16 protein-coding genes and 3 pseudogenes are annotated in these 23,430 nt (G+C 72.6%); 6 read left to right on the forward strand and 13 right to left on the reverse strand.

Features of this window, described 5'->3' with window-relative positions; genetic code table 11:
• Positions 1 to 46: 46 nt before the first annotated feature.
• Entirely contained in the window at positions 47 to 1,723 is a 1,677-nt protein-coding gene (locus ACFZCY_RS06905) for a multicopper oxidase domain-containing protein (RefSeq protein ID WP_391169976.1), read from the reverse strand.
• A 422-nt stretch (positions 1,724 to 2,145) separates the two neighbouring features.
• Between ACFZCY_RS06905 and glnA the strand changes: the two genes are divergently transcribed.
• The gene (gene glnA, locus ACFZCY_RS06910) at positions 2,146 to 3,507 is read left to right on the forward strand and encodes a type I glutamate--ammonia ligase (protein ID WP_391169977.1); all 1,362 of its coding nucleotides are present in this window, start codon (positions 2,146 to 2,148) and stop codon (positions 3,505 to 3,507) included.
• 75 nt (positions 3,508 to 3,582) lie between these two features.
• Here the strand turns inward: glnA and ACFZCY_RS06915 are convergent.
• Both ACFZCY_RS06915 and ACFZCY_RS06920 read right to left on the reverse strand, forming a co-directional pair.
• Positions 3,583 to 4,104: pseudogene (locus ACFZCY_RS06915) on the reverse strand (tyrosine-type recombinase/integrase); the annotation flags it as partial.
• Between the two features lie 81 nt (positions 4,105 to 4,185).
• Positions 4,186 to 4,457: pseudogene (locus tag ACFZCY_RS06920) on the reverse strand (hypothetical protein); the annotation flags it as partial.
• Positions 4,458 to 4,485: 28 nt separating this feature from the next.
• Here ACFZCY_RS06920 and ACFZCY_RS06925 point away from each other — a divergent pair.
• Together ACFZCY_RS06925 and ACFZCY_RS06930 are read left to right on the forward strand one after the other, a co-directional pair.
• Positions 4,486 to 5,913, forward strand: a complete 1,428-nt coding sequence (locus ACFZCY_RS06925; protein WP_391170399.1) for an SWIM zinc finger family protein — start codon at positions 4,486 to 4,488, stop codon at positions 5,911 to 5,913.
• Complete coding sequence (locus tag ACFZCY_RS06930; RefSeq protein ID WP_391169978.1) at positions 5,910 to 8,636, forward strand: DUF6493 family protein; 2,727 nt, start codon at positions 5,910 to 5,912, stop codon at positions 8,634 to 8,636. The genes ACFZCY_RS06925 and ACFZCY_RS06930 overlap by 4 nt, the downstream gene beginning before the upstream one ends.
• Positions 8,637 to 8,707: 71 nt before the next feature.
• Here the strand turns inward: ACFZCY_RS06930 and ACFZCY_RS06935 are convergent.
• Both ACFZCY_RS06935 and ACFZCY_RS06940 read right to left on the reverse strand, forming a co-directional pair.
• Positions 8,708 to 9,126 (reverse strand): annotated as a pseudogene (locus ACFZCY_RS06935) (hypothetical protein); the annotation flags it as partial.
• A 54-nt stretch (positions 9,127 to 9,180) separates the two neighbouring features.
• On the reverse strand, positions 9,181 to 10,164 hold the full coding sequence (locus tag ACFZCY_RS06940) for a substrate-binding domain-containing protein (protein ID WP_391169979.1): 984 nt from the start codon (positions 10,162 to 10,164) through the stop codon (positions 9,181 to 9,183).
• Positions 10,165 to 10,376: 212 nt separating this feature from the next.
• Here ACFZCY_RS06940 and ACFZCY_RS06945 point away from each other — a divergent pair, with 212 nt between their 5' ends.
• Both ACFZCY_RS06945 and ACFZCY_RS06950 read left to right on the forward strand, forming a co-directional pair.
• Complete coding sequence (locus ACFZCY_RS06945) at positions 10,377 to 12,002, forward strand: sugar porter family MFS transporter (protein ID WP_391170401.1); 1,626 nt, start codon at positions 10,377 to 10,379, stop codon at positions 12,000 to 12,002.
• 45 nt (positions 12,003 to 12,047) lie between these two features.
• Complete coding sequence (locus ACFZCY_RS06950; RefSeq protein WP_391169980.1) at positions 12,048 to 12,440, forward strand: universal stress protein; 393 nt, start codon at positions 12,048 to 12,050, stop codon at positions 12,438 to 12,440.
• A gap of 95 nt (positions 12,441 to 12,535) precedes the next feature.
• Here the strand turns inward: ACFZCY_RS06950 and ACFZCY_RS06955 are convergent, their stop codons facing one another.
• The 8 genes from ACFZCY_RS06955 to ACFZCY_RS06990 form a co-directional block, all read right to left on the reverse strand.
• A complete protein-coding gene (locus ACFZCY_RS06955) occupies positions 12,536 to 15,754 on the reverse strand; it encodes a bifunctional [glutamine synthetase] adenylyltransferase/[glutamine synthetase]-adenylyl-L-tyrosine phosphorylase (protein WP_391169981.1) in 3,219 nt (1,072 codons plus the stop codon).
• A 130-nt stretch (positions 15,755 to 15,884) separates the two neighbouring features.
• The gene (locus ACFZCY_RS06960) at positions 15,885 to 17,012 is read right to left on the reverse strand and encodes a hypothetical protein (RefSeq protein WP_391169982.1); all 1,128 of its coding nucleotides are present in this window, start codon (positions 17,010 to 17,012) and stop codon (positions 15,885 to 15,887) included.
• Positions 17,009 to 18,091, reverse strand: coding sequence for a hypothetical protein (locus ACFZCY_RS06965; RefSeq protein ID WP_391169983.1), 1,083 nt, complete (start codon positions 18,089 to 18,091; stop codon positions 17,009 to 17,011). Before ACFZCY_RS06965 ends, ACFZCY_RS06960 begins: the two co-directional genes overlap by 4 nt.
• Positions 18,092 to 18,178: 87 nt before the next feature.
• Entirely contained in the window at positions 18,179 to 18,808 is a 630-nt protein-coding gene (locus ACFZCY_RS06970) for a maleylpyruvate isomerase family mycothiol-dependent enzyme (RefSeq protein ID WP_391169984.1), read from the reverse strand.
• Between the two features lie 88 nt (positions 18,809 to 18,896).
• Entirely contained in the window at positions 18,897 to 19,445 is a 549-nt protein-coding gene (locus ACFZCY_RS06975; protein ID WP_391169985.1) for a GNAT family N-acetyltransferase, read from the reverse strand.
• Between the two features lie 57 nt (positions 19,446 to 19,502).
• The gene (locus tag ACFZCY_RS06980) at positions 19,503 to 20,996 is read right to left on the reverse strand and encodes a tripartite tricarboxylate transporter permease (protein WP_391169986.1); all 1,494 of its coding nucleotides are present in this window, start codon (positions 20,994 to 20,996) and stop codon (positions 19,503 to 19,505) included.
• Between the two features lie 3 nt (positions 20,997 to 20,999).
• Complete coding sequence (locus ACFZCY_RS06985; RefSeq protein ID WP_391169987.1) at positions 21,000 to 21,539, reverse strand: tripartite tricarboxylate transporter TctB family protein; 540 nt, start codon at positions 21,537 to 21,539, stop codon at positions 21,000 to 21,002.
• The gene (locus ACFZCY_RS06990) at positions 21,536 to 22,513 is read right to left on the reverse strand and encodes a tripartite tricarboxylate transporter substrate-binding protein (protein WP_391170403.1); all 978 of its coding nucleotides are present in this window, start codon (positions 22,511 to 22,513) and stop codon (positions 21,536 to 21,538) included. The genes ACFZCY_RS06985 and ACFZCY_RS06990 overlap by 4 nt, the downstream gene beginning before the upstream one ends.
• Positions 22,514 to 22,677: 164 nt before the next feature.
• On the opposite strand from ACFZCY_RS06990, the gene ACFZCY_RS06995 reads away from it, so the two are divergent.
• Positions 22,678 to 23,355, forward strand: a complete 678-nt coding sequence (locus tag ACFZCY_RS06995; protein ID WP_391169988.1) for a response regulator — start codon at positions 22,678 to 22,680, stop codon at positions 23,353 to 23,355.
• The last annotated feature ends 75 nt before the right edge of the window (positions 23,356 to 23,430 follow it).

Raw genomic sequence — 23,430 nt, forward strand, 5'->3', positions numbered from 1 at the left:
CCGGGCGGCCCGGACGGCCCGGATGATGAGGGCCGGAGGGCCGTGGCTACTTCTGGTAGCCGAGGACGGTCATCATCCCCGACTCCGAGTGGTAGACGTTGTGGCAGTGGACCATCCACAGCCCCGGATTGTCCGCGTCGAAGTCGACGCTCACCTTCCGGTGCGGCAGCAGGATCGTGGTGTCCTTGCGCGGCCCGCCGTCCGGCAGCTCGTAGGTGTGGCCGTGCACATGCACGGGGTGCCACATCTCGGTGCCGTTGATGAAGGTCAGTCGCACCCGCTCGCCCTCCCGCACGGGATAGCGCTGCGACGGCTCGTACGGCCTGTCGTTGATCGCCCAGTCGAACTTCCGCATCGACCCCGTCAGCCGCAGCCGGAGCGTGCGGTCCGGCGGGCGCGACTCCAGCCGTACCGATTCCGCGGCCTTCAGCTGGTCCGCCCGGACCAGCTCGCCGTCCAGCTCCTTGGGGCGCTTGAACTTCCTGGCGCCCTTGCCGCTCGTGTGGAGCACGGCCAGCGTGGACCGCCGCTTGCCCTCGGCGAGGGCGGCGAACGGGAACACCCCGCTCTTCGCCGTCACCAGCACGTCGTACCGCTCGCCCATGCCCAGCAGCAACGCGTCGGTGGTGGTGTGCCGCACGGGATAGCCGTCGGTGTGGGTGACGGTCATCCTGTGGCCGCCGAGCGCCACCCGGAAGGCGGTGTCGCCGCCCGCGTTGATGATGCGGATCCGGATGCGGTCGCCGCGCTTGGCCCGGAAGACCTGCGGGGAGTCGGGGGTGCGCCCGTTGATGAGGTAGTACCGGTACGCGACATGGCCCGCCTCGCCGCCCAGTAGCTCGCTCGTGGCGCCGGTCAGCAGGCCGGACGGGGCGGAGGGGGAGGGGGACGGCATGCCGCCGGGCCGGGACATCGGCGGCATGCCGCTCGCGGCCGTCTCCGTCCCCTGGGCGAGGGGCCGGGCCTCCGTCCCCCGGGCCAGGGGCTGGGCCGCCGTCCCGGAGGCCATCGGCCGGGCGTCCGTCCCGTGGGCCATGGGCCGGCCGCCGTTCAGCCGGGCCAGCACCTTGTCGGGGGTGTTGCCGCCGACCCCGTCGAGCCAGTCGTCGAGGACGACGATCCACTCCTTGTCGTACTTCAGCGGTTCCCGCGGGTCCTCGACGATCATCGGCGCGTACAGACCCCGGTCGAGCTGGACACCGGCGTGGGGGTGGACCCAGTAGGTGCCCGGGTTGATCGCCGTGAAGCGGTAGTCGAAGGCCGCGCCGGTCGCGATCGGCGGCTGGGTGATGCCGGGGACGCCGTCCATGTCGTTGCGCAGCCGGATGCCGTGCCAGTGCAGCGTGGTGGGCTGCGGCAGCTGGTTGACCAGGGTGAGGGCGAGGGTTTCGCCCGCGGTGATCCGGATCGCCTGGCCGGGCACCTGGTCCTCGTACGCCCAGGACTTCACCTGGCGGGCGCCGAGGTCCAGCGTGGTGGTGGTGGCGGTGAGCTGGAGCCGCCGGACCGGCCCCGGGCCACGCCGGTCTTCGCGGTCCCGGACCTCCGGGCCGTGCGGGGAGATGTACTCCGACGGGTTTGCCGCGGCCGGTCCCGCCTGCCCGTCCAGCCCGGAGCTGTCCATTCCGTTTCCGCCGCCGGAGGGGCTGCAGGCGCCGAGCAGACTGCCGCTCGCGACGGCGATTCCCGCGCCGAGCACGGCGCGGCGAGAGTGTGCGTGCATGAGTGAGGACCCCAATGCTGGTGGGAGATGTGCGCATGGGCGGCGGCCGCGTCCGCCGCGTCCCGCGCCGCATCGGGGCGGGAGGCGGCGGACGCGCCGCTATATGCGCTGCACCAGCAGCCGGTGGCGTTCGCGCACCGCCGTCTCCCCGGTCTCATCCTCTGATGATCGTGACAATACGACAGCTTACCCCCAAGGGGTATAAAAGGGGGCATCGTGCGGCCGGGGTCGTCCCCGCGCCGCCGAACGCACGGGTCCGCCGGAGGCCCGCATGAAAGTACGATGCACACATCGTGTCGGAGCGCGAGGAGCGGGTCCGGGCGGATCCGAAACCTCGCCGAAACCCCGCCGCGTGATACTGGGGACGTCGAGGTGCCCCGCGCCCGCTGAAAGAGCCGTTTGACCTGCAAGGATAGGGGACCATGGATAAGCAGCAGGAGTTCGTGCTCCGTACCCTCGAAGAGCGCGACATCCGGTTCGTGCGGCTGTGGTTCACCGACGTCCTCGGCTTCCTCAAGTCCGTGGCCGTCGCCCCCGCCGAGCTGGAGGGCGCCTTCGACGAGGGCATCGGCTTCGATGGCTCCGCGATCGAGGGCTTCGCCCGGGTCTACGAGTCCGACATGATCGCCAAGCCGGATCCGGGCACCTTCCAGATCCTGCCCTGGCGCGCCGAGGCCCCCGGGACCGCCCGGATGTTCTGCGACATCCTGATGCCGGACGGCTCCCCCTCCTTCGCCGACCCGCGCTACGTGCTCAAGCGCATCCTCGCCAAGACCTCCGACCTCGGCTTCACCTTCTACACCCACCCCGAGATCGAGTTCTTCCTGCTCAAGCAGAAGCCCATGGACGGCACCCGCCCGGTGCCCGCCGACTCCTCCGGCTACTTCGACCACACCCCGCAGAACATCGGCATGGACTTCCGCCGCCAGGCCATCACCATGCTCGAATCGATGGGCATCTCGGTCGAGTTCTCCCACCACGAGGGCGCCCCCGGCCAGCAGGAGATCGACCTGCGTTACGCCGACGCGCTCTCCACCGCCGACAACATCATGACCTTCCGCCTGGTCATGAAGCAGGTCGCGCTGGAGCAGGGCGTCCAGGCCACCTTCATGCCGAAGCCGTTCTCCGAGTACCCCGGCTCGGGCATGCACACCCACCTCTCCCTCTTCGAGGGCGACCGCAACGCGTTCTACGAGTCGGGCTCCGAGTTCCAGCTCTCCAAGGTCGGCCGCTCCTTCATCGCCGGGCTGCTCCGCCACGCCGGGGAGATCTCCGCCGTGACCAACCAGTGGGTCAACTCCTACAAGCGCATCTGGGGCGGCTCCCAGCGCACCGCGGGCGCGGGCGGCGAGGCCCCCTCGTACATCTGCTGGGGCCACAACAACCGCTCCGCCCTCGTCCGGGTCCCCCTCTACAAGCCCGGCAAGACCGGCTCCACCCGGGTCGAGGTGCGCTCCCTCGACTCCGGCGCCAACCCCTACCTCTCCTACGCCGTGCTGCTGGCCGCGGGCCTCAAGGGCATCGAGGGCGGCTACGAACTCCCGGCGGGCGCGGACGACGACGTCTGGGCGCTGTCCGACGCCGAGCGCCGCTCGCTCGGCATCGAGCCGCTGCCGCAGAACCTCGGCGAGGCCATCAACCTCATGGAGCGCAGCGAACTGGTCGCCGAGACCCTGGGCGAGCACGTCTTCGACTTCTTCCTGCGCAACAAGAAGCAGGAGTGGGAGGAGTACCGCTCCGAGGTGACCCCCTTCGAGCTGCGCAAGAGCCTGCCGGTGCTGTAAGCGCAGGTCAGCGGCTGTGTACCGCTAGACCGATGATCCGGGCCAGCGTCGTCACGACGCTGGCCCGGAGTCGTCTCATTCCTCCTGGGCCGTCTGTGGGCCGTCCGGCGCGGATTCAGCCCCCTCGTACAGCCGGTCCACGGCCTTTCGGGTGCGCCCCTCGCTGCTGGGCATCAGGTGCGTGTACGTCCGGAGCGTGAAGCCGGGGTCAGTATGCCCGAGGTAGCCGCTCAGAGCCTTGATGTTCTCTCCGGCGTCCAGCAGGACCGACGCGTAGAAGTGCCGCAGCGCGTGCATGCCGTGCTCCCGGGCCGCCTCGTGCCGCTCACCCTTCTCAGGCTCCGGGATCACTCCGGCCGCGACGAGGGCGGGCTTCCACAGCCGAGTGTCGAAGTCGGTCCGGCGAACCGCGCCGCCGCCTACGAGGGAGAACAGCAGGCGCTTGGTGACGGGCGAGCCGTCCGGCCGCAGCCAGGGGAGCGTCACCTCCACCGGCGGGAAGGACTTCCGGTGCTCCTTGAGTACACGACCGACGCGGTCCGGCAGCGGCACCTCCCGTTCCTTGTTGCGCTTCGGTGGCGCGAAGGCCAGGTGACCGCGCTCGGTGTGCCGGCACCCGGTGGCCACGGTCCGGTCCCACTCGGCGCGGGCCGGAGACGAAGAGACCACGGCGCCGCGCGCGACAGCGGACTCGGTGACCCACTGGGCGCGAACCGGACACCAACCGGGCCCGAGCCGTGCGGCTCGCCGCGCCGGGCGATCTTCGGTGCGATGCCGCGCTCGCGCGGGCGGCGACGGCAGACGCCGTGGCCGTAGCCGCGGTCGGCATATGGCGTGCCGGACCCGCGGCGGGGCCGGGACTTGCGCCGGGGCCGACCCGCTCACTCCCCTGCCGGGGGCAGGCTGTCGATCAGATCTGACCCGGGCGGTGCCCTCCGTGTCAGTGGGTGATCGTAGCGTGTGCGCGTGACCCAACTCATGCAGGCCTACTCGTACTTGCGCCCCTCCGCCGTGCGCGATTCCACGGCCGGACGGGCTCTCGCGCTGGAGACCTCCGGCGGTGCCACCCCAGCCGGCGAGGCGGCCAATCCGCATTTCTTCAGCGGGTTCCTGGCCGCGCCGACCGCCGCGGCGACGGCGCTGCTCGCGGTCGCCGACGTGGCGGCCGCCCGCTACTACCGGCCGAATCCGAGCGTCAGAGCCTTGCTCGATCCGGTGGTGACGGCCGACGGCGACCGGCTGCGGTTCGAGTCCTTCTCCGGCTGCTGCGGTGTGTACGCCCGGCTCGATGTCCTCGCGCCCGGCCTCGACGGTGACGATGTCGGGCACGGCACCACGAACGTGGACGTCAACCTGCCACTGCGGCGGGCGCTGGCCGGGCTCGGCGGGCTCGACCCGCTCCATCTGACCCTCGGCCCGGAGGAGTTGACGGTCCGCACCTTCGACGGTGAGTTCGTGGAGAAGCGGGTCCCGCTGCCGGAGCGCTGGCTGCGCGGCTTCGCCGAGGCCCAGGTGCTCGCGGCGGGCTTCGGCCTTCGGGCCGAGGTGCCCGCCGCGGAGGCGGCCGCCATGCTGCGGGCGCTGCCCCCGCCCACCCGCCGCTCCGATGCCCGCACGACACGCTGGGTGGTGCCCTCGGGCCACACCCTGCGTCCCACGTCCAGGCCGGCGCCGGGTGCCGTGTGCCTGCCCGGGCCGGAGCGGCTGCTGACCCTGCGGACGGTACTGCGGCACGCGACGACCGTACGGGTGTACGCGCCGACCGCCCCGGCCGCGGCGGACGGGACCGCCGCCGTCGCGTGGGAGGTCGGGCTGCCGGGCATGCGGCTGACATTGCTGCTCTCCCCGAGCGCGCCGCGAGGTTTCTCCGGCGAGGGTGGAGTGCTCCACGACCTCGCCACCGGACCCGCGGCGGCCGACGCGGAACGGGTCGGTGAACTGCTGGCCTGGGAGCCCAGGATCGACGTCGCCGAGCTGTCCGGGCGGGCAGGTCTGTCCGCCGACCGGGTGCGGGCCGCGCTGACCATGCTGGGGACGTCCGGCCAGATCGGCTACGACCTCGCCGAGGAGGCGTACTTCCATCGCCACCTGCCGTACCACCTGGGCGCCGCGGAGACCCGCAATCCGCGGCTGCGCGGGGCGCGGGCGCTCGTCGCGAACGGGTCGGTGCGGCTCGACGGCACCCTGGCCCGGGTCGGGACGGGCGACGACGCCCATGTGGTCCGCACCGACAAGACGTCGGGAGAGCTGAGCTGCACCTGCTTCTGGTGGGCGAAGTACCGGGGCGGACGCGGTCCTTGCAGACACGTGCTCGCGGTGGGCATGGTGCGCGGCACGGCGGCGGCCGCCGAAGCGACGCCGAACGCCGCACGATCGAAGTCGGCACGATCGGAGACGGCACGATGAAGCTGGTCCAACTCGCGGAAGCCTGCGACGTCGAGGGAGTGCTTCGGGAACTCGGCGCCCTGACGCCGGACGAACGCGCGGCACAGGCCGACGCGTTGGAAGCCCGGCGCACGACGCTGCGGGACGGCTGGTACAGCCGCCCCGAAATGGAGCGGGGCGCCCAGCTCGCCGCCGAACTCGGATGCCGGACCGACCCTGTGGCCGCGGCCGACTGGATCCATCAAGAGGACAACCACGGAGTGCTCGGCCGCCGCCTGCCCCTTGGCGGCACGTGGATGCTCGACGTCGTGAACCTTCACCCCGTCGCCTGGCGGGCCGAACTGGCCGCACAGCTCGCCGAGCAGTGGGAGCCCTACTCGCAGCAAGAGGACACGGCTGACCTCATCGAGCATCTCGTCCATGACACGGGCTGTCCCCTCCCGACCACCGACGGGTTCATCGCGGGCTGGCTGAGCAGCCGCCGCCCCGGCCATCGGCACCCCGCGCACCTCCGCGGTGGGGGCCAGCCCGGCGAGAGCCTCCTGGAGCGGCTGCGCGCGGACGACCTGTCGCCGAAGCTCCTCCCGCTGGTGCTGGAGCGTCCGGGCATCGAATTCGATGTGCACCTGTTCCACCACGTGTGGGACGCCAAGAGCCTCACGCACGCCATGGAGAACACCCTGCTGGGCGTGTTCATCAGCCTCTCCGCCGAGGGCATGGTCGACCGCGGCGCGCTGATCCGGCGTGTCTTCTCCGAGCTGGCCGCCACTGCGGAACAGGCGTCGAGCGCCACGGATGTGCTGACGGTACTCGCCCTCACCCCAGCGGAACGCGCCTCCGTGTCCCGCGAATGCGCCGCGATCGCCGAGCAGTTGCTCTCGCAGGTGCTCCAGGACGGCCCGCGCAGGCAGACCGCCCCGCCGCTCGCGTACCTGCGCGCTCTCGCCCTCACACCGGCCGAGAACGCGCCCGCCCTGCGGGACCATGTGGCACTGCTCGACCTGTCACTGCCGGTGGCCACCTACGCCCAGGAGGTCCTGACCGCTCTCGACGAGGCCGGGCTGCTGGAGCCCGAGGTGCTGACCGAGGTGTGCGAACGGGTCCTGCTCCGCCCGGAGAAGAAGCTGGTCCGCGCCCAGCTCACCCGGCTCGACCGCGCGGCCCGGAAGGACCCCGCGCGCTCCGCCCGGACCGTGCTCGACGCGGCGGCGGCCCTCGACCACCGGGACGTCGACGTGCAGGAGCGCGCCCTCAACGTGATCGCCCGGCATCTCGGGGCCGCGGGCGACTCCGTACTGCCCGAGCTGCGTACCGCCGCCGCACGGATCAGCCCTGGTCTCGCCACCCGGGCCGCCGACCTGTTCGGCACCGGCCCGGACGACCTCACCGAGCCGTACGCCGACACGCTGCCCGCGGTGCCCGAGCCGCGCCCGGTGCCGGACCCCATCGAGACGGCCGCCGAGGTCGCCGAGGAGGTCGCCGCGGTCGTCGCGAACGACCGGGACGTGGTGATGTTCGAGCGCGCCCTGGACGGGCTGGTCCGCCACGCCCACCTCGACCGGGCCGCGCTGGCCCGGGCGCTGAAGCCGGTCATGCGCCAGGAGCCCGCCTGGTACACCGACTCCACTCAGTCGGACGTGTACGACGTGGCCGCCGCGCTCGTGGGCGAGGAGCCGAGGGAGCGCCACTTCGCCGCCCGCCTGCGGTCCCTTGGCTTCTCCGTGGCCGGGGATCTGCTGGCGGCGCGCCTTGCCGAGGCGATCGACATCACCGAAGCCGACGCACAGCCGTTCCTCCTGGCCGTGCCGACCGATGCCACCGGTGCGCTGGACGCTTCCGTACTCGTGCGGCGGATCTCGGTGCTCGACGGACTCGGTGTCACGCCCGCGCCGGTCGACCTCGCTCAGGCGCTGCTGCGCGTCACCACGACCGTGGACGAGAAGGTGCTGGCCGCGGCGGGGGAGCTGAGGTCCGAGGCCGGGCGGCGGCTGGCACAGTGGCTGCACGAGGGCGGTCTGCCGCACCGGGACTCCGAGCCGGAGAACTGGCCCGGCGACCACCCGGGCAAGAGCCTGACCGACTGGTTGAGGTACGAACGCCCCCAGCCGACCACCGGCCCCCCGCTGCTCCCGGCCGCCGCGGCCCTGCTCGGGCCGTACCGCCCCTCCGGCTTCTCCGGGATGCTTCCCTTCTGGCTCGCCCAGTTGCCGCACCACCGCGAAGCCGTGCTGGCCCGCGGCGACTTCGATTACCTCGTCTTCATACAGAACTGGGCCCCCACCCTGCCCATCGCCGCGGAATCCGGAGGCCCCGCGGGATTCGCGCTGCACATGGCGCTGGTGTACAGCCTCACGTACGACCAGCCGGCCGAACGCGACGCGGGGGTGGACGCACTCCTCGTGCTCGCCGCGCGAGGACAGCTGAACAGCGACCTGCTCGGACGACAGCTGGCCGAGGTGCTGCGCGCCGAGTGGAACCAGGCGCACCGGGTGACTGCCTCCCTGCGGACGGCGGCCGAGACCGGCGCTTACGCCACCGTCTGGTCCGTGCTCGAAGCCGCCCTGCCCCACCTGCTGCGCGACCCCGTGGTCCGGGGCGCCGGACCGCTGCTCGCCCTCGGCGTCGACTGCGCCTCGCGCTGCGCGGCGAAGGGGGAGATCCCCGCGGTCACGGCCGTCGCGGCGGGCTCCGCATCGAGCCAGGTGGTGAAGAACGCGAGACTGCTGCGCGACGTACTGGGCTGAGCGGCGCCCACGCCCTCTTCGGGTCCTACCCCCGTCGAGGGCTCCGGCGCCCCGCGACGCACGGCACCGGATCACCCGCCCGAACACTGAACCCGGCACCCAATTGTGGTTTGCGAGTCGGATCGCCGCCAGGGCTTGCTCGCCGCCCCCGGCGAAAGCGTTGTCGAGCCGAGGCCGTTATGAGTTGCGGGATCGTTCCGACTCGTTGTCGTGTGCGGACCTCGCCACCGTGGGGCGGCGATGGTGTCGACCGCGGGCGCCAGCAAGATGGCGGAAGAGACGAAAAGGAGTACCACCAGCATGGCCGGGCGGAGCCCGAAGTGGTCGCCGAGGAAGCCGAGGCCGGGCGGCCCGACGAGGAAGGCGACATAGCCGATCGTGGCCACCAGGCTGACACGGGCGGTCTGTTCAGGGCCGGAATCGCCCGCGGCGGACAGCGCGACGGGGAAGCCCAGCGATGCCCCGAGCCCCAGAACAGCACCGCCGCCCCGCCGGCACGACCGGTGCTGTAGCCCGCGGCCGTACGGCCCGTCCACGCCCGGTTCTACGGGGCGCGGGGCGGGCCGGTGCTGCCGCGGACGACGAGGGTGGGGTCGAGCACGATGTCCCGGTCCGCGGTGCGCCCCTCGTCGAGGCGTTCGACGGCGGCCTGGACCGCGAGCCCGGCCACCTCGGCGGCGTCCTGGCGCACCGAGGTGAGGTCGATGAACGACAGCTGGGCGAGCTGGCTGTCGTCGTAGCCGACGATCGACACGTCCGTCGGCACGGTGAGGCCCGCGCGCAGGAACGTGTTCAGGACGCCATGGGCACAGCGGTCGTTGCCCGCGATGACCGCGGTGGGCAGCTCGCCCTGCCGGAGGATCTCCCGGGCCGCCCGGGCCCCGGACTCCTCGGTGTAGTCGCCGGGCAGGATCCGGATGTGCTCGGCGAGCCCGTGGCGCCGCATGGCGGTGCGGTATCCGCGGCGCCGCTCGTCGGCGGCGGGCATCGTGCCGCCGTCGATGTGGGTGATGGCGCGGTGGCCGAGCGCGGTGAGGTGGTCGACGGCCTCCCGTATCCCCTTGCTGTTGGCGGTCCGTACGACGTCCACGCCGGCGGCCCTCGTGCACGGGTTGATCTCTATGAGGGGCGTGTGGCCCGCGACCGTGACCAAGTGCTGCGGGCTGGACTCGGCGCCGATGATGATGATGGCCTCGCTGCGCAGCCCGAGCAGCTGCTCCACGGCCTGGCGCTCGTCCCGGGTGGCGACCATGGCGCTGAGCGCGAGGTGGTAGCCGTGCTTCTGGGCGGCGGGGTAGAGGGCTTCGACGATGCCCACGTCGTACGGGTGGCGCATGGTGAACAGCACGCCCAACTGGCGGCTGCGGGTGCGGCGCAGGAGCTGGGCGGCGGTGTCCGGGCGGTAGCCCAGCTCCTCGGCCGCCTGGAACACGCGCTGGCGGGTCAGGGAACTCGCGCCGGGCTGATTGCGGAACACCAGCGATACGAGGGCCTGTGAGACCCCGACGCGCGCCGCGACATCGGACATGGTGGGGCGTTTCGGGCGTCCTGGAGGGGATCCGAGTTCGCCCGGCCGACCGGTGACCTCTGGATCCCGCATGTGCGCCTCCCGGGTTCAGGTATTGACATGCATAGCACCGAGGCACATAGTACCGGGGAACTAGTACGTATTAGTAGTACGAACAAGCGCCTGGCTGTGCGTCACCCACGACGAGCGGGCGCTGCCGCAGCGGCTGAACCCTGCCCGATGCCCGCACCCACTCGGCACCGGGCCCACCGCATCCGCCGAGGCCACCCCGCCATCACCGCTGCTGCCCCGGGCCCGGACGGCGCCGTGGAACGCACGGTCCCCCTTCCGCGCCACGGACCCCCTCGTCCTCCCCCCACGAACGCCCTCGCGAACGTCCTCATGAAGCCCTCGCGAACGTCCCCAGAGGAGCCACCGGCATGACCAGGATCAGCCCGAGCCCCGCCTCCCACGGCCTCCCCCCGGACGCACCGGGTCCCCACTCGCGACGGCTGGGCCTGGTCTCCGTCATCGTGACCTTCGGCGGCCTGCTGTTCGGTTACGACACCGGCGTGGTCAACGGTGCTCTCGAACCACTCACCGCCGATCTCGGTCTCACCGCGTTCACCGAGGGAGTGGTCGTCAGCATCCTGGTCTTCGGCGCCGCCTTCGGGGCCATGATCGGCGGAGCCCTGTCCGACCGGTACGGCCGCCGCCACAACATCATCATGCTTTCCCTGGTGTTCATGCTCGGCACCCTGGGCTGCGTCCTGTCGCCGAACTGGCAGATCCTCGCCCTCTTCCGCTTCATCCTCGGGCTCGCCGTGGGCGGCGCCTCCGCGACGGTGCCGGTCTACCTGGCCGAGATCGCCCCGGTCGAACGCCGCGGCAGCATCGTCACCCGCAATGAGGTGATGATCGTGAGCGGCCAGTTCGCCGCGTTCGTCATCAACGCGCTCATCTTCAACGTCTGGGGCGAGACCGACGGCATCTGGCGGCTCATGCTCCTGGTCGCCGTCCTGCCCGCGATCGGGCTGTTCATCGGCATGCTGCGGCTGCCGGAGAGCCCGCGCTGGCTGGTCGCCCAGGGCCGCGACGAGGAGGCGCTCGCGGTCCTCTCCCAGGTCCGCACCGACGAACGCGCCCGCGCCGAGATGGCCGAGGTCCACCGGCTCGCCGAGGAGGAGCGGGCCGCCAAGACCGCCGGCGCGGTGGACCTCGGGGTGCGATGGGTCCGCGTGCTCATCCTGATCGGGGCCGCGCTGGGCATCTGCCAGCAGTTCACCGGCATCAACTCCGTCATGTACTACGGCACACAGCTCCTCGGCGACGCCGGGTTCTCGGGCGACTCGGCCATCATCGCGAACACACTGAACGGCGCCTTCAGCGTCATCGGCATCACCGTGGGCCTGTCGGTCATCAACAAGGTCAAGCGGCGCACCATGCTGCTCGGCGGGTTCGCCCTGACCACGACGTTCCACCTGCTCGTCGGCCTCTCCGCGATGCTGATGCCCGACGGCGGCGCGAAGGCCTGGTTCATCCTGGTGTTCGTCGTGCTCTTCGTCTTCTCCATGCAGGCCACCATCGGCCCGCTGGTCTGGCTCATCCTCTCCGAGATGTTCCCGCTGAAGATCCGCAGCATGGCCATCGGCATCAGCATCTTCGTCCTGTGGATGGCCAACGCCCTGGTCGCCCTCGGCTTCCCGCCCGTGGTGAAGGCCCTGGGCATCTCGAACACCTTCCTCGCCTTCGCCGCCTTCGGGGTGCTGGCCATCGTGTTCATCGGGACCTGCGTCCCCGAGACCAAGGACCGCTCGCTGGAGGAGCTGGAGGACGACTTCCGCGCCCGCTACTCCTGACCCGCCCCGCGCCGAGACCCGCCTCGAGAGAAGGGTTCACCCCACATGACCGTCATGACTGCCGTCGCCGAGGGCCGCGAAGGAGACCACGCCCTGGCCGCGGGCATCGCCGAAGCCCGGCTGCTGGGCACCGATCTGGTGGTCGTCAACCTGCGCCTGTCGGCACTGGACCGCTCCGGCCTGCCCGAAGACCTCAAGATCACGCTGGTCGAGCGCAGCGGACCCGGCGACCGGGACCCCGTCGACGCCGTCCTGGACGAGATCGACGCCCGCTCCGGCGTCGACCGGCTCATCATCGGCATCCGTCGCCGCTCACCGGTGGGCAAGGCCCTGCTGGGCAGCGTGAGCCAGCGGCTGCTGTTGCAGAGCCCCGTGCCCGTCCTCGCGGTCAAGCCCCCGGCCCCGTCGGAACGCCCCGGGGCGGGCTCGCCGGGCTGACGTGCCGTCGCACCTGGCGTCCCGTCGCACGTGGCCCCCTGCCGCACGAACCCTGCTGCCGCCGGGCCGACGAGGCCACGGCGGCGGCAGGACCGTCAGTCCTCGTACTCGTAGAACAGCCGCTCCACCACCGCCCGCGCCCGGCGCGTCGTGCGGCGGTAGTCGTCCAGCATCTCGCCCACATGCCCCGGGCCGTAGCCCAGGTAGCGGCCCACCGCGGCCAGTTCGCGCGAGTCGCTGGGGAAGGTGTCGCCCGGGCGGCCCCGGACCAGCATCACGCCGTTGCGGACCCGGGTCGCCAGCACCCACGCCTCGTCCAGGGTCTGGGCGTCCTCGGTGCCGATCAGCCCGGCCGCGTGCGCCGCGGCCAGGGCCCGGCGGGTGCGGGTGGTGCGCAGCCCCGGCTGCTCCCAGCCGTGGCGCATCTGGAGCAGCTGCACCGTCCACTCCACATCGCTCAGACCGCCGCGGCCCAGCTTGGCGTGGGTGGTCGGGTCGGCGCCCCGGGGCAGCCGCTCGGACTCCATCCGCGCCTTCAGGCGGCGGATCTCGCGGATGGCGTCGTCACCCAGCCCCTCGGCCGGATACCGCAGCGGGTCGATCAGCTCGATGAAGCGCGCCCCGAGGTCCGGATCGCCCGCGACCGGCTCGGCGCGCAGCAGCGCCTGGCTCTCCCAGACCAGCGACCAGCGCCGGTAGTACGCGGCGTACGAGGCGAGGGTGCGCACCAGCGGGCCGGACTTGCCCTCCGGGCGCAGATCGGCGTCGATGAGCAGCGGCGGATCGACGGTGGGCAGCTGCAGCAGCCGCCGCATCTCGTTGGCCACGGCGAACGCGGCCCGTGAGGCCTCCTGTTCGTCGGCGCCCTCGCGCGGCTCGTGGACGAACAGCACGTCCGCGTCGGAGCCGTAGCTCAGCTCATGGCCGCCGAACCGGCCCAGGCCGATCACGGCGAAGCGGGTGGGCAGCTCGTCGCCCCAGGTGTCGCGGACCGCGGCGCGCAGCGCGCCCGCGATGGTCGCCGCGTTGAGGTCGGAGACGGCGTCGCCGACCAGATCGGCCAGCGCCGCCGCGTCCCGGTGCTCCTCGGCCGGGGGCGCATGGCCGGCGGGGCGGGCCGGAACGTGGGGCTCGGAGTCGCGCAGCGCGCGGGGCACCTCCGGCGTCCTCGACGGCACGGCGGCGGTCGCGGCGGCCTTCGCCGCGGCCGGGGTCTCCTCGCCGCCCGGCGGCGGCCAGCTCACGGTGGGCCGTACCGACCCGTTGGCCAGCCGCGCGCTTTCGATCACATCCGCCGCGGCCGTACGGAACAGCTCGCGCCGCCGCACCCCGCGCGCCGCCGCCACCGCCTGCTCGGCCCCGTCCGCGCGGCCCACCGCGGCCAGCACCTCCTGCTCCAGATGGTCCCGGCCGCGCGGCCGCAGCCCCTCCGGATCGCCGAGCAGGGCGACCGCCTCCGGGGCGCGCAGCAGCAGATCGGGGGCGAGCCGCCCGGCCGAGAGCACCCGCGCCAGATTCTCCGCGGCCGCGCCCTCGTCCCGCAGCAGCCGCAGATACCAGGGCGTCTTGCCCAGCGCGTCCGAGACCTTGCGGAAGCCCAGCAGCCCGGCGTCCGGGTCCGCGGAATCGGCGAACCAGCCCAGCAGCACCGGCAGCAGCGTCCGCTGAATGGCCGCCTTGCGGCTCACACCGGACGCCAGCGCCTCCAGATGACGCAGCGCGCCGGCCGGATCGGCGTAACCCAGCGCCTCAAGACGCTGCCCCGCCGCCCGGGAGCTGAGCCGGGCCTCACCCGGCTCCAGCTGGGCGACGGCGTCCAGCAGCGGCCGGTAGAACAGCTTCTCGTGCAGCCGCCGCACCTCGCGCGCGTACCGCCGCCACGCCGCCCCCAGCTCGGGCACCGGCTCCGTACGGAAGTTCAGCGACCGGCCCAGCCGCCGCAGATCCGCCTCGTCCTCCGGCACCAGATGGGTACGGCGCAGCCGGTACAGCTGGATCCGGTGCTCCATCGAGCGCAGAAAGCGGTACGCCTCGTCCAGCGCCGCCGCGTCCGAACGCCCCACATAGCCGCCCGCGGCCAGCGCGGCGAGCGCGTCCAGCGTGGTGCCGCTGCGCAGCGACGCGTCGTTCCGCCCGTGCACCAACTGCAGCATCTGCACGGCGAATTCGACGTCCCGCAGGCCGCCAGGACCCAGCTTCAGCTCCCGGTCGATCTCCGCGACCGGGATGTTCTCGACGACCCGGCGGCGCATCTGCTGCACATCGGGCACGAAGTTCTCGCGCTCGGACGCCTGCCACACCAGCGGCGCCAGCGCGTCCACATACGCCTGCCCGAGCGCGCCGTCGCCCGCCACCGGGCGGGCCTTCAGCAGCGCCTGGAACTCCCACGTCTTGGCCCACCGCTGGTAGTAGGCCAGATGGCTGGAGAGCGTCCGCACCAGCGGCCCGTTGCGCCCCTCCGGCCTGAGATTGGCGTCCACCGGCCAGATCGTGCCCTCGATGGTCACATCCGAGCAGATCCGCATCAGCCGCGCGGCCAGCCGAGTGGCCGCCTGCACGGCCTTGCCCTCCTCGACCCCGTCCACGCTCTCCGCCACGAAGATCACGTCGACGTCCGAGACGTAGTTCAGCTCGCGCCCGCCGCACTTGCCCATCCCGATCACCGCCAGCCGGCACGCGGCGGCGTCCTCGGGCTGCTCCTCGGCCGCGATCTCCAGCGCCGCCCGCAGCGTCGCCGTCGCCAGATCCGCCAGCTCGGCCGCCGCCTGCGTGACATCGGTGGTCCCGCACACATCGCGCGCCGCGATCGCCAGCAGCGCCTTGCGGTACGCCACCCGCAGCGCGTCCGGCCGCGGCATCCCCGCCCCCGGCACGCCCCAGATCCCCTCGGCCAGCGCCTGCTCGAACTCGGGCGTCGTCGGATGCAGATCCGCGGGCTCGTACGTCAGCAGCGCGTGCCAGGCCTGCGGATGCCGCGCCAGATGATCGCCCAGCGCCTCGGACGCCCCGAGCACCCCCAGCAGCCGGTCCCGCAGCGGCTTGGCGGTGACCAGCGTGTCCAGCAGCGCCTGCCGCGACCCCGCCTCCTCCCCGTCCCCGGCCTCCTCCGGCAGCGCCTCCACCAGCCGCACCAGCCCGCGCAGCGCCAGATCCGGATCGGCGGTCCCGCCCAGCGCGTCCAGCAGCACCGAGTCCGCCCGTACGCCCGCCATCTCGGGCGAGTCCAGCAGCCGCTGAGCGGCGGAGGGGTCGGTGAAGCCGTGCCGGAGCAGCCGGGTGAAGGTGCTGCTCCTGCGTCCCTGCGGTACGGCCATGCGTGCCGCCTCCGTCCCGTGTCTGGCGTCCCACGCCCTGCCGCGATCAAGGCCCGCTGCCGAGCCTAAGCGACGAGCCCCGCACGGCGGCAGGTCCGGCCCCCACCGGGAGGGCCGGAGCCCCGGCCCGTCAGGCGCCCCCGGACACGGTGATACGGAGCGGCCCGCACCCGATGCGGTCGGCTTCCGCGGCCACATAGCGGGGGAGGAGCGCCCGGATGGCACCGGGGCGGCTGGCATCGTCCGCCCGGACCAGGAAGGTGACATCCCCGGTCTGGCACTCGGCCTGGAACAGGCCCAGGTCGTCGCGGACGAACCCGGTCCCGTCATGATCACGGGCCCTGATCCGGTGGGCGGCGCCGTCCAGGGACAGGGGGCCGTAGAGCGCGGCAAGCCGTGGGTCCTCGACCGTCATCAGCCGCAGCTCGGGGTGGCCGAAGAGCACATGGCGGTCGCAGGTGCGCACCGGGCCCGCGCCCCGGGTCACCATGGGACGGCCCAGCGCGTCGCGCCCGTCCGCGCCGGGGAAACGCAGCCCCTCGATACCGCACAGGGCGTCCGGCTTCTCGTCCAGGAACCGCGCCGGCTTCGGCAACCGGTCCACCGGGTCGGCGAGAGTGCCGGAACACCCCCTGTCGGCCATGTAGCCGTTGACGAGCTTCACGACGGCGCGGGCGAGCTGATCGCGCGACGCGGTATTGACCTCGTCGTCGTAGATGGTCCAGCCGGCATCCATGTCGATCACCACGGGGCCGTCGATGTCGCTCTGCCGGCCGGCACAGCCCTCGGGCACCGCGAGCCAGGCCCGGGTGTCCGAGGCCATGCCCAGCAGTCCGCCGCCCAGCGGAGTGAGCCGGGAGGACAGGTACTCATCGGCCCAACGGTCGCCCGCGCCGCCGAACCGGGGGTCCAGCCGGTGCGCCTGGACGGTGATCCGCCAGCCGCGCGGCGAGGTGAGACGGCAGATGCCCGACGGTCCCTCGCTGCCCACGCGGCCGGTGGTAATGGGCACTTCGGACGTCTCGACGTCCGTCTTGCCGTCGAACAGCGCCGCCACGTCGTCCCCGGCGAGCGCGCCCCAGCAGGCCCGGTCGTCCGCGAACGGGCCCGCCTCCGCCTGCCATGCCACCCCCGCGCCGCCGAGCAGCGCCCCGGCGACGGCTCCGGCCACCCCCATGGTCACGGCGAGCCGCAGCCGCCCGCGGGTCGGACGACGCCGCCACCACCGGCTGTCCTTGCTGCTCTCTACGTCGGTCATCGGCCGGACCCCCCGGGTGCGACGGGCACGCAACCGACGCGTCGCGTCACGGCGTTGGTGAAGGCGACGAAGTGCGGCGCGGTCTGCCGCCGCAGGGACGGGGCCAGCATCGCGAAGGTGACGGGGCGCCCCGCACAGTCGGCCCGTACGACCTTGTAGTCGTCGGCGAACACCCCCGTGCCGCGCCACCCGCAGGCGGGCGCCTTGCTGCCCGTGGCGCCGTCGAAGAGCGTGGCGAGCCGCGGCTGGGCGACCATCACGGCGTCGAAGTACTGGTCCCCGCCGGGCCTTGTCCGCACCGAACAGAGCTGGAGGTCCCGGGTGACCGCGCCGACCTGGTATTCCAGGTCCTCCGCTGCCGCGCCCAGGTCCAGTCCCCTGATCCGGCACATGGGGGAGCGGTAGGACTCCACCTCCTCGGGCAGGGTGAGCACCGGCGAGACGACCCGCAGCGGCTTCGCCCCGGCACACCCCGCCCCCTCCATGCCCCGGTTGGCGGCCGCCACGAGCAGCTCGGCCACGGAACGGGCGTCGCCGAGCCCCGCGTCCGCCGGCAACGTGCCGCCGCTCCAGGCCGATTCCGCCTTCGCGTCCAGGGTGACGGCGGTCGGCCGGCCGTCACCCGCGTCGCACCGCTCGGGCAGCACCAACAGCGCGTGCTTGCCGTCCGTGACGCCCGGCAGCCCGTCCGGCAGCGGCATCGCACGGCCGTTGAGGTATCCGCCGATCCACGTCATACGCCGCGCGGCATCCTCGGGCGCGGGGCCGTAACCGACCCTGATCTCGGTCGTGTCGACGTTCTTCTCGCCATCGCTGCCGACGTCCTCGGCATGCAGCGCGACGGTGCAACGGCCGCGCGGCCGCTCCGCAGTCGGCGCGGTCTCCTCGGACGTACGCTCGGCCTCACTGCTCAGGAACTCCGGCCCGCTGTCCTCTTCCCACGCGCCCCAGCAGTACGTGTCCCTGCCGTCGAACGGCCACGTGCCCGTGGCCCACGTACCCAGCCCCGCCGCCACCGCCACCGCGATGGCGACACCCGCCCAAGCGGTCCTGCGGCGCGCACGTACGAACTGCCTCATCGTCCATCCCCGTCCCCCGTGTGTGACGGCCGATGTTACCCAGGGGCTATGACGACTTCTGCTACGGGCACCGATGGCGATGGCCGCTCAGGCGCTGACGAACCGCGCGCCGGCTTCGCCGTGGAGGTGGCCCGGGGGGAGTGTGCGGCCGTAGGCGACCAGAAGCAGGTCCTGGGCGGCGCCGGTCAGAACGGTGCCGGTGCCGTAGGACCAGTCGAGGTCGGTGGCGCGGAGCTGGACGCCGGTGAGGTCGGCGCCGAAGAACTTCAGGGTTCTGGGGGCGATGGCCGCCAGGAGGGGGCGTAGGTGGGCCTCGGGCACCCGGCGGTCCAGGCCCAGCGCGACCGTGATGTCCAGGCCGTGGATCACGTCGTGGCCCAGCGCCGCCGTGATGCCGCCGACCGGGGGCTTCCAGGGGTGGTGGGCGTTGTCGCGGAGATATGCGGCGAGTTGGTCCGTCGAGATGGCGGCCGCGTCGGCGCGGGCGAGGCGGCCGGTCATCCGGTGCAGGCTGCCGCGCGCCTTGAGGAGTTCGAGGAGCGTGCGGGGCGCCGGGTAGCGGAACCCCTGCGACATGTGCGCCGCCACCTCCCGCACCCGCCACCCCGCGCACAGTGAGGACGCGTCCCACTGCGCGGGGGTGAGGGTGTCCAACAGGTCGGCCAGCTCCCGCCGTTCGGCCGCGATCGCGTCCCTGATGCTCCCCGTGGTCTCCATGTGCTTCAGGGTGACGGGGGCCAGGGCCATCAGTCCAAGAGCTGGTTCTTCTGACGGGCAGAAGCGACGGGTATGAGTTCCGTCCTGCTCACGCGGTGACCGGCTTGTGCATCCGCCAGATCACATCGACTCCCACCTCGCCGGGGGCGGTCGGGCCGTCGGGTACCTGATGACGGGCGACCTCGGTGAAGCCCAGACGGCGCGGGATGGCGGCGCTGGCCCGGTTGGCCTCGTCGTGGACAATGTCGAGCCGGTCGATCCCCGGCAGTGCGAATCCCTGCCGGACCAGCGCCGCCACCGCCAGCGTGGCCAGGCCCCGGCCGGTCCACGCGGGGTGGAGCCAGTAGCCGATGTCGAGCCCGCCGGGACCGATCCGGCGCGCGAGCCCGCAACTGCCGACCACTGTGTCTTCCGTGACGATGGCGTAGCCGTAGACCTCGCCCGAATCCCACTCCCTCGCGCTCCGCTCCAGGTACGCGGCCGTCCGCTGCCGCTCCTGGACGGCGGCCCAGGGCATCCACGGTATGAGGTGATCAAGCGATTCCTCGATCGCCCGGCGCAGGGGCTCGAGGTCGCTCGCACGCCAACGGCGCAGTTCGACGTGGCCGTTGCGGAGTGTTTCGGCAGGCTGTCCCATGCTCGGGGATGCTGCCCCGGCCCCCGCTCCGCGGAGCAAGGCCGGGACGTCGGCACCTCAGGCTCCCGTCCTCGCACGCGGGAGCAGCTTCCGGATCGCCGGCCAGGCCACGATCAGGGCGATCACCACGTACACGGTCACCGCGAACGGCGTGTTGACCAGGCCCGTGAGGCTGCCGTCGCTGATCTGGAGTGCGCGGCGCAGTTGGAGTTCCGCGCCGGGGCCGAGGATGACGCCGATGACGGCGGGCAGGACGGGTAGTCCGTAGCGCCGCATCAGCAGGCCCAGCAGGCCGATGATGAGCAGGATGACCAGGTCCAGCGGCTCGCCGCCGACCGCGTACGCGCCGACCGCCGCGAAGAAGAGGATGCCCGCGTACAGGTAGGCGCGGGGGATGCGGAGCAGCTTGGCCCAGACCGGGGCCAGGGGCAGGTTGAGGACGATCAGCAGGCCCATGGCGATGAACAGGGAGGCGATGAGCCCCCAGACGAGGTCCGGTTCGCGTTCGAAGAGCAGCGGGCCGGGCTGGATGCCGTACTGCTGGAACGCGGCCAGCATCACCGCGGCGACGGCGGTGGTGGGCAGGCCGAGGGTGAGCATGGAGACGAGCGTGCCCGCGGCGGACGCGGAGGCCGCCGACTCGGGGCCCGCGACGCCCTCGATGGCGCCCTTGCCGAACTCGTCGCGGTGCTTGGAGAGCCGCTTCTCCGTGACGTAGGAGAGGAAGGTGGGGATTTCGGCGCCGCCCGCGGGGATGGCGCCGAAGGGGAAGCCGATCGCGGGGCCGCGCAGCCAGGGGCGCCAGGTGCGGCGCAGTTCGGCCTTGCCGAGCCAGGGGCGGCCGACGGGGATGGGCTGGTCGGGGCGGGTGCGCAAGTGCAGGGCCACCCACAGCGCCTCGCCGATGGCGAAGAGCCCGACGGCGACGATCACGACGTCGACGCCGTCGGCGAGCTGCAGCGAACCGAAGGTGAGCCGCTGCTGCCCGGTGAGCCGGTCCAGGCCGACGAGGCCGAGGGTGAGGCCGATGAGCAGGGAGGCGAAGCCGCGGATGCGCGAGCTGCCGAGGACGGAGGTCACGGCGACGAACGCCAGGACCATGATGGCGAAGTAGTCGGGGGCGCCGATGTCGACGGCGAGGTCGGCGACGGTCGGGGCGAGGAAGACGAGCAGCGTCGTGCCGATCATGCCGCCCGCGAAGTGCCCGATGGCGGCGGCGGCGAGGGCCTGCGCGCCGCGCCCGGACTTGGCCATCGGGTGGCCTTCCATCGCGGCGACCACGGCCGCCGTCTCGCCCGGGGTGTTGAGCAGGATGGACGTGGTGGAGCCGCCGAACATGCCGCCGTAGTAGATGCCCGCGAACATGATGAACGCGGCCGTGGGGTCGAGCCCGTACGTGACGGGCAGCAGCAGCGCGACCGCCATCGCCGGGCCGATGCCGGGCAGGACGCCGATCGCGGTGCCCAGGAGCACGCCGACGGCCGCCCACAGCAGGTTGATGGGGGAGAGGGCGGTGCCGAATCCGTCGAGGAGGGAGTTCAGGGAATCCATCGGTCAGAGCACCCCCATCAGCGGGCCGCCGGGCAGCGGCACCGCGAGCAGCCGGTCGAAGACGAAGAAGGTGGCCACGGACAGGACCGCCGCGACGATCGGGTCACGGTGGAAGGAGCGGCTGCCCAGCGCGTACGCGGAGCCCCAGAAGAGCAGCGCGCCGGAGATGGGGAAGCCGAGGGGCTGGATGAGGACGGCGTTGCCGAGGAAGACCCCGGTGAGGAGGAGCACGGTGCGCCAGTCGCCGGGCGCGCTCAGGTCGATGTCCTCGCCGCCCTCGGCCTCGCCCCGCCCGCCGCGCAGCACGTCCACGGCGAGGAGGACGGCGACGAGGAGGAGCCCCGCGCCGACCACGAGCGGCACGGTCTTGGGGCCGACCGGGCCGCGCTGGGTGAAGCTGGCGTCCATGGTGAGGGCGTCGGAGAGGACGAGGACGCCGAGGACGAGCAGCAGCGCGCAGACGCCGAGTTCGGAGCGGCCGCGCAGGCGTTCCGCGAGCGCAGGGCTGCCGGGGGTGTCGGGTGTGTCGGCGGTTTCGGTCACAGCCCCAGCTCCTTCAGCACGGTGTCCACGCGCTTGTCCTGCGCGTCCAGGAAGCGCCCGAAGTCCTCGCCCGGCAGATAGGCGTCGGTCCACTGGTTGCGCTCGACGGCGTCCTTCCACTCCTGGGAGGCGTGCAGCTTCGCGATCAGGCCGGTGAGCTTGTCGCGTTCGCTGTCGCTCAGGCCGGGCGGGGCCACGATGCCGCGCCAGTTGGTGAACGTCACGTCCAGCCCGGATTCCTTGAGCGTCGGCGCGTCGAGCCCCTTCGGCCGCTCGGCGCTGGTGACCGCGAGTACCCGGAGATCGCCGGACTTGATCTGGTCGAGGTATTCGCCGATGCCCGAGACGCCGAAGGCGACCTTGCCGCCGAGGACGGAGGCGAGCAGTTCGCCGCCCCCGTCGTAGGCGATGTAGTTGACGGTCTTCGGGGCGATCCCGGCGGCCTTGGCCATGAGCATGGGGGCCAGATGGTCCGGCCCGCCGGGGGAGGAGCCGCCGCCCACCGGGAGCGAGTGGGGCTTCTTGCGCCAGTCCGCGAGGAGCTGGTCGAAGGTCCGGTACTTGGAGTTCTTGGCGACGACCACGATGTCCGGCTCCTCCGTGAGCCGGGCCACGGGCGTGGTGTCGGCGAGCGAGGACGGCGCGTGGTTGGTGTGGACGGCGCCGACGACGCCCAGCCCCATCGACATCGCGAGCTTGCCGTTGCCGCGCTCGGCCACGAGCTGGCTCAGCCCGACCGTGCCGCCGGCGCCGGGGAGGTTGAAGACCTCGATGTTGTTGGCGAGGTCGGCGTCCTCGGCGCTCTTGGCGGCCGTACGGGCGGTGATGTCGTAGCCACCGCCGGGAGTGTTGGGCACCATGAAGCGCAGGCCCGGAATGTGGGTACCGCCCGCGGAGCCGTCCCCGGAGCTGAGCAGTGGCGGGGCGAGGAGGACGAGCAGGGCCGCCGAGAGCACGGCCAGCGGGGTACGCAGGGCAGAAGGCAGCGGCAGACTCGGACGCTGTCGCACCTGGTGACACCACCTTTCGGACTTGCCTGTGAGGTGCGCCACATGTTGCCTATGGGTTACCGGGCTGTCTCGCTTCCGGTATTAAAAGATTTTGTGGTCGTTGTGGTCGCGAGAAAGGGGGCCGGTCGGTGACGACAGTGCTGGTCGTCGAGGACGACTTCATGGTCGCCAAGCTGCACAGCCGCTATGTGGCGGCCACGGACGGCTTCACCGTCGTCGGGGTCGCGCACACCGGGGCCGAGGCGCTGCGCGCCGCCGATGAGCTCCGCCCCGACCTCGTGCTCCTCGACATCTATCTGCCGGACATGGACGGCATCAGCGTGCTGCGCGAGCTGCGCGCGAAGGAGGAGGGCGGGCACCACGTGGACGCCCTGTTCGTGACCGCCGCCAAGGACGCGCATGTCGTGCGGGAGGCGCTGCGCGCGGGGGCGCTGCACTACCTGATCAAGCCGTTCGACCGGGCCGCGCTCCAGGACCAGTTGCGGCACGCGGCGGCCCTGCGCGCCCGGCTCGACACCCTCGGCGAGGCACGGCAGGAGGACGTGGACCAGATCTTCGGCGGGCGCCCGCGCGCCTCCCGCGAGCTGCCCAAGGGGCTGGCCTCGCACACCGCCGACCTCGTCGAGCGGACCCTGCGGGCCCACGCCGACGGGCTGTCCGCCGCCGAATGCGCCGAGGTGGGCGCCTTTTCGCGGGTGAGCGCGCGCCGTTATCTGGAGTACTTCGCCGATACGGGCCAGGCCGAGGTCACCCTGCGCTACGGCGGCACGGGCCGCCCCGAGCACCGCTACCGCTGGATCGCCTGACGGCCCTCCACCAAGCCCTGGTATAGGCGCGCGCTCCCCGGGTATAGCGGGGGAAGGGCGAGCCACGGGGGGCAC

Origin of the sequence: Streptomyces sp. NPDC007983 (assembly GCF_042958345.1) — a bacterium.
In the GTDB taxonomy this organism is placed as follows: Bacteria; Actinomycetota; Actinomycetes; order Streptomycetales; family Streptomycetaceae; genus Streptomyces.

Excerpts from the sequence above, each read along its gene's own strand:
- ACFZCY_RS06905 (WP_391169976.1), bottom strand. The coding sequence starts at position 1,723 with ATGCACGCACACTCTCGCCGCGCCGTGCTCGGCGCGGGAATCGCCGTC.
- glnA (WP_391169977.1), top strand. The coding sequence starts at position 2,146 with ATGGATAAGCAGCAGGAGTTCGTGCTCCGTACCCTCGAAGAGCGCGAC.
- ACFZCY_RS06925 (WP_391170399.1), top strand. The coding sequence starts at position 4,486 with ATGCAGGCCTACTCGTACTTGCGCCCCTCCGCCGTGCGCGATTCCACG.
- ACFZCY_RS06930 (WP_391169978.1), top strand. The coding sequence starts at position 5,910 with ATGAAGCTGGTCCAACTCGCGGAAGCCTGCGACGTCGAGGGAGTGCTT.
- ACFZCY_RS06940 (WP_391169979.1), bottom strand. The coding sequence starts at position 10,164 with ATGTCCGATGTCGCGGCGCGCGTCGGGGTCTCACAGGCCCTCGTATCG.
- ACFZCY_RS06950 (WP_391169980.1), top strand. The coding sequence starts at position 12,048 with ATGACCGTCATGACTGCCGTCGCCGAGGGCCGCGAAGGAGACCACGCC.
- ACFZCY_RS06955 (WP_391169981.1), bottom strand. The coding sequence starts at position 15,754 with ATGGCCGTACCGCAGGGACGCAGGAGCAGCACCTTCACCCGGCTGCTC.
- ACFZCY_RS06960 (WP_391169982.1), bottom strand. The coding sequence starts at position 17,012 with ATGACCGACGTAGAGAGCAGCAAGGACAGCCGGTGGTGGCGGCGTCGT.
- ACFZCY_RS06965 (WP_391169983.1), bottom strand. The coding sequence starts at position 18,091 with ATGAGGCAGTTCGTACGTGCGCGCCGCAGGACCGCTTGGGCGGGTGTC.
- ACFZCY_RS06970 (WP_391169984.1), bottom strand. The coding sequence starts at position 18,808 with ATGGAGACCACGGGGAGCATCAGGGACGCGATCGCGGCCGAACGGCGG.
- ACFZCY_RS06975 (WP_391169985.1), bottom strand. The coding sequence starts at position 19,445 with ATGGGACAGCCTGCCGAAACACTCCGCAACGGCCACGTCGAACTGCGC.
- ACFZCY_RS06980 (WP_391169986.1), bottom strand. The coding sequence starts at position 20,996 with ATGGATTCCCTGAACTCCCTCCTCGACGGATTCGGCACCGCCCTCTCC.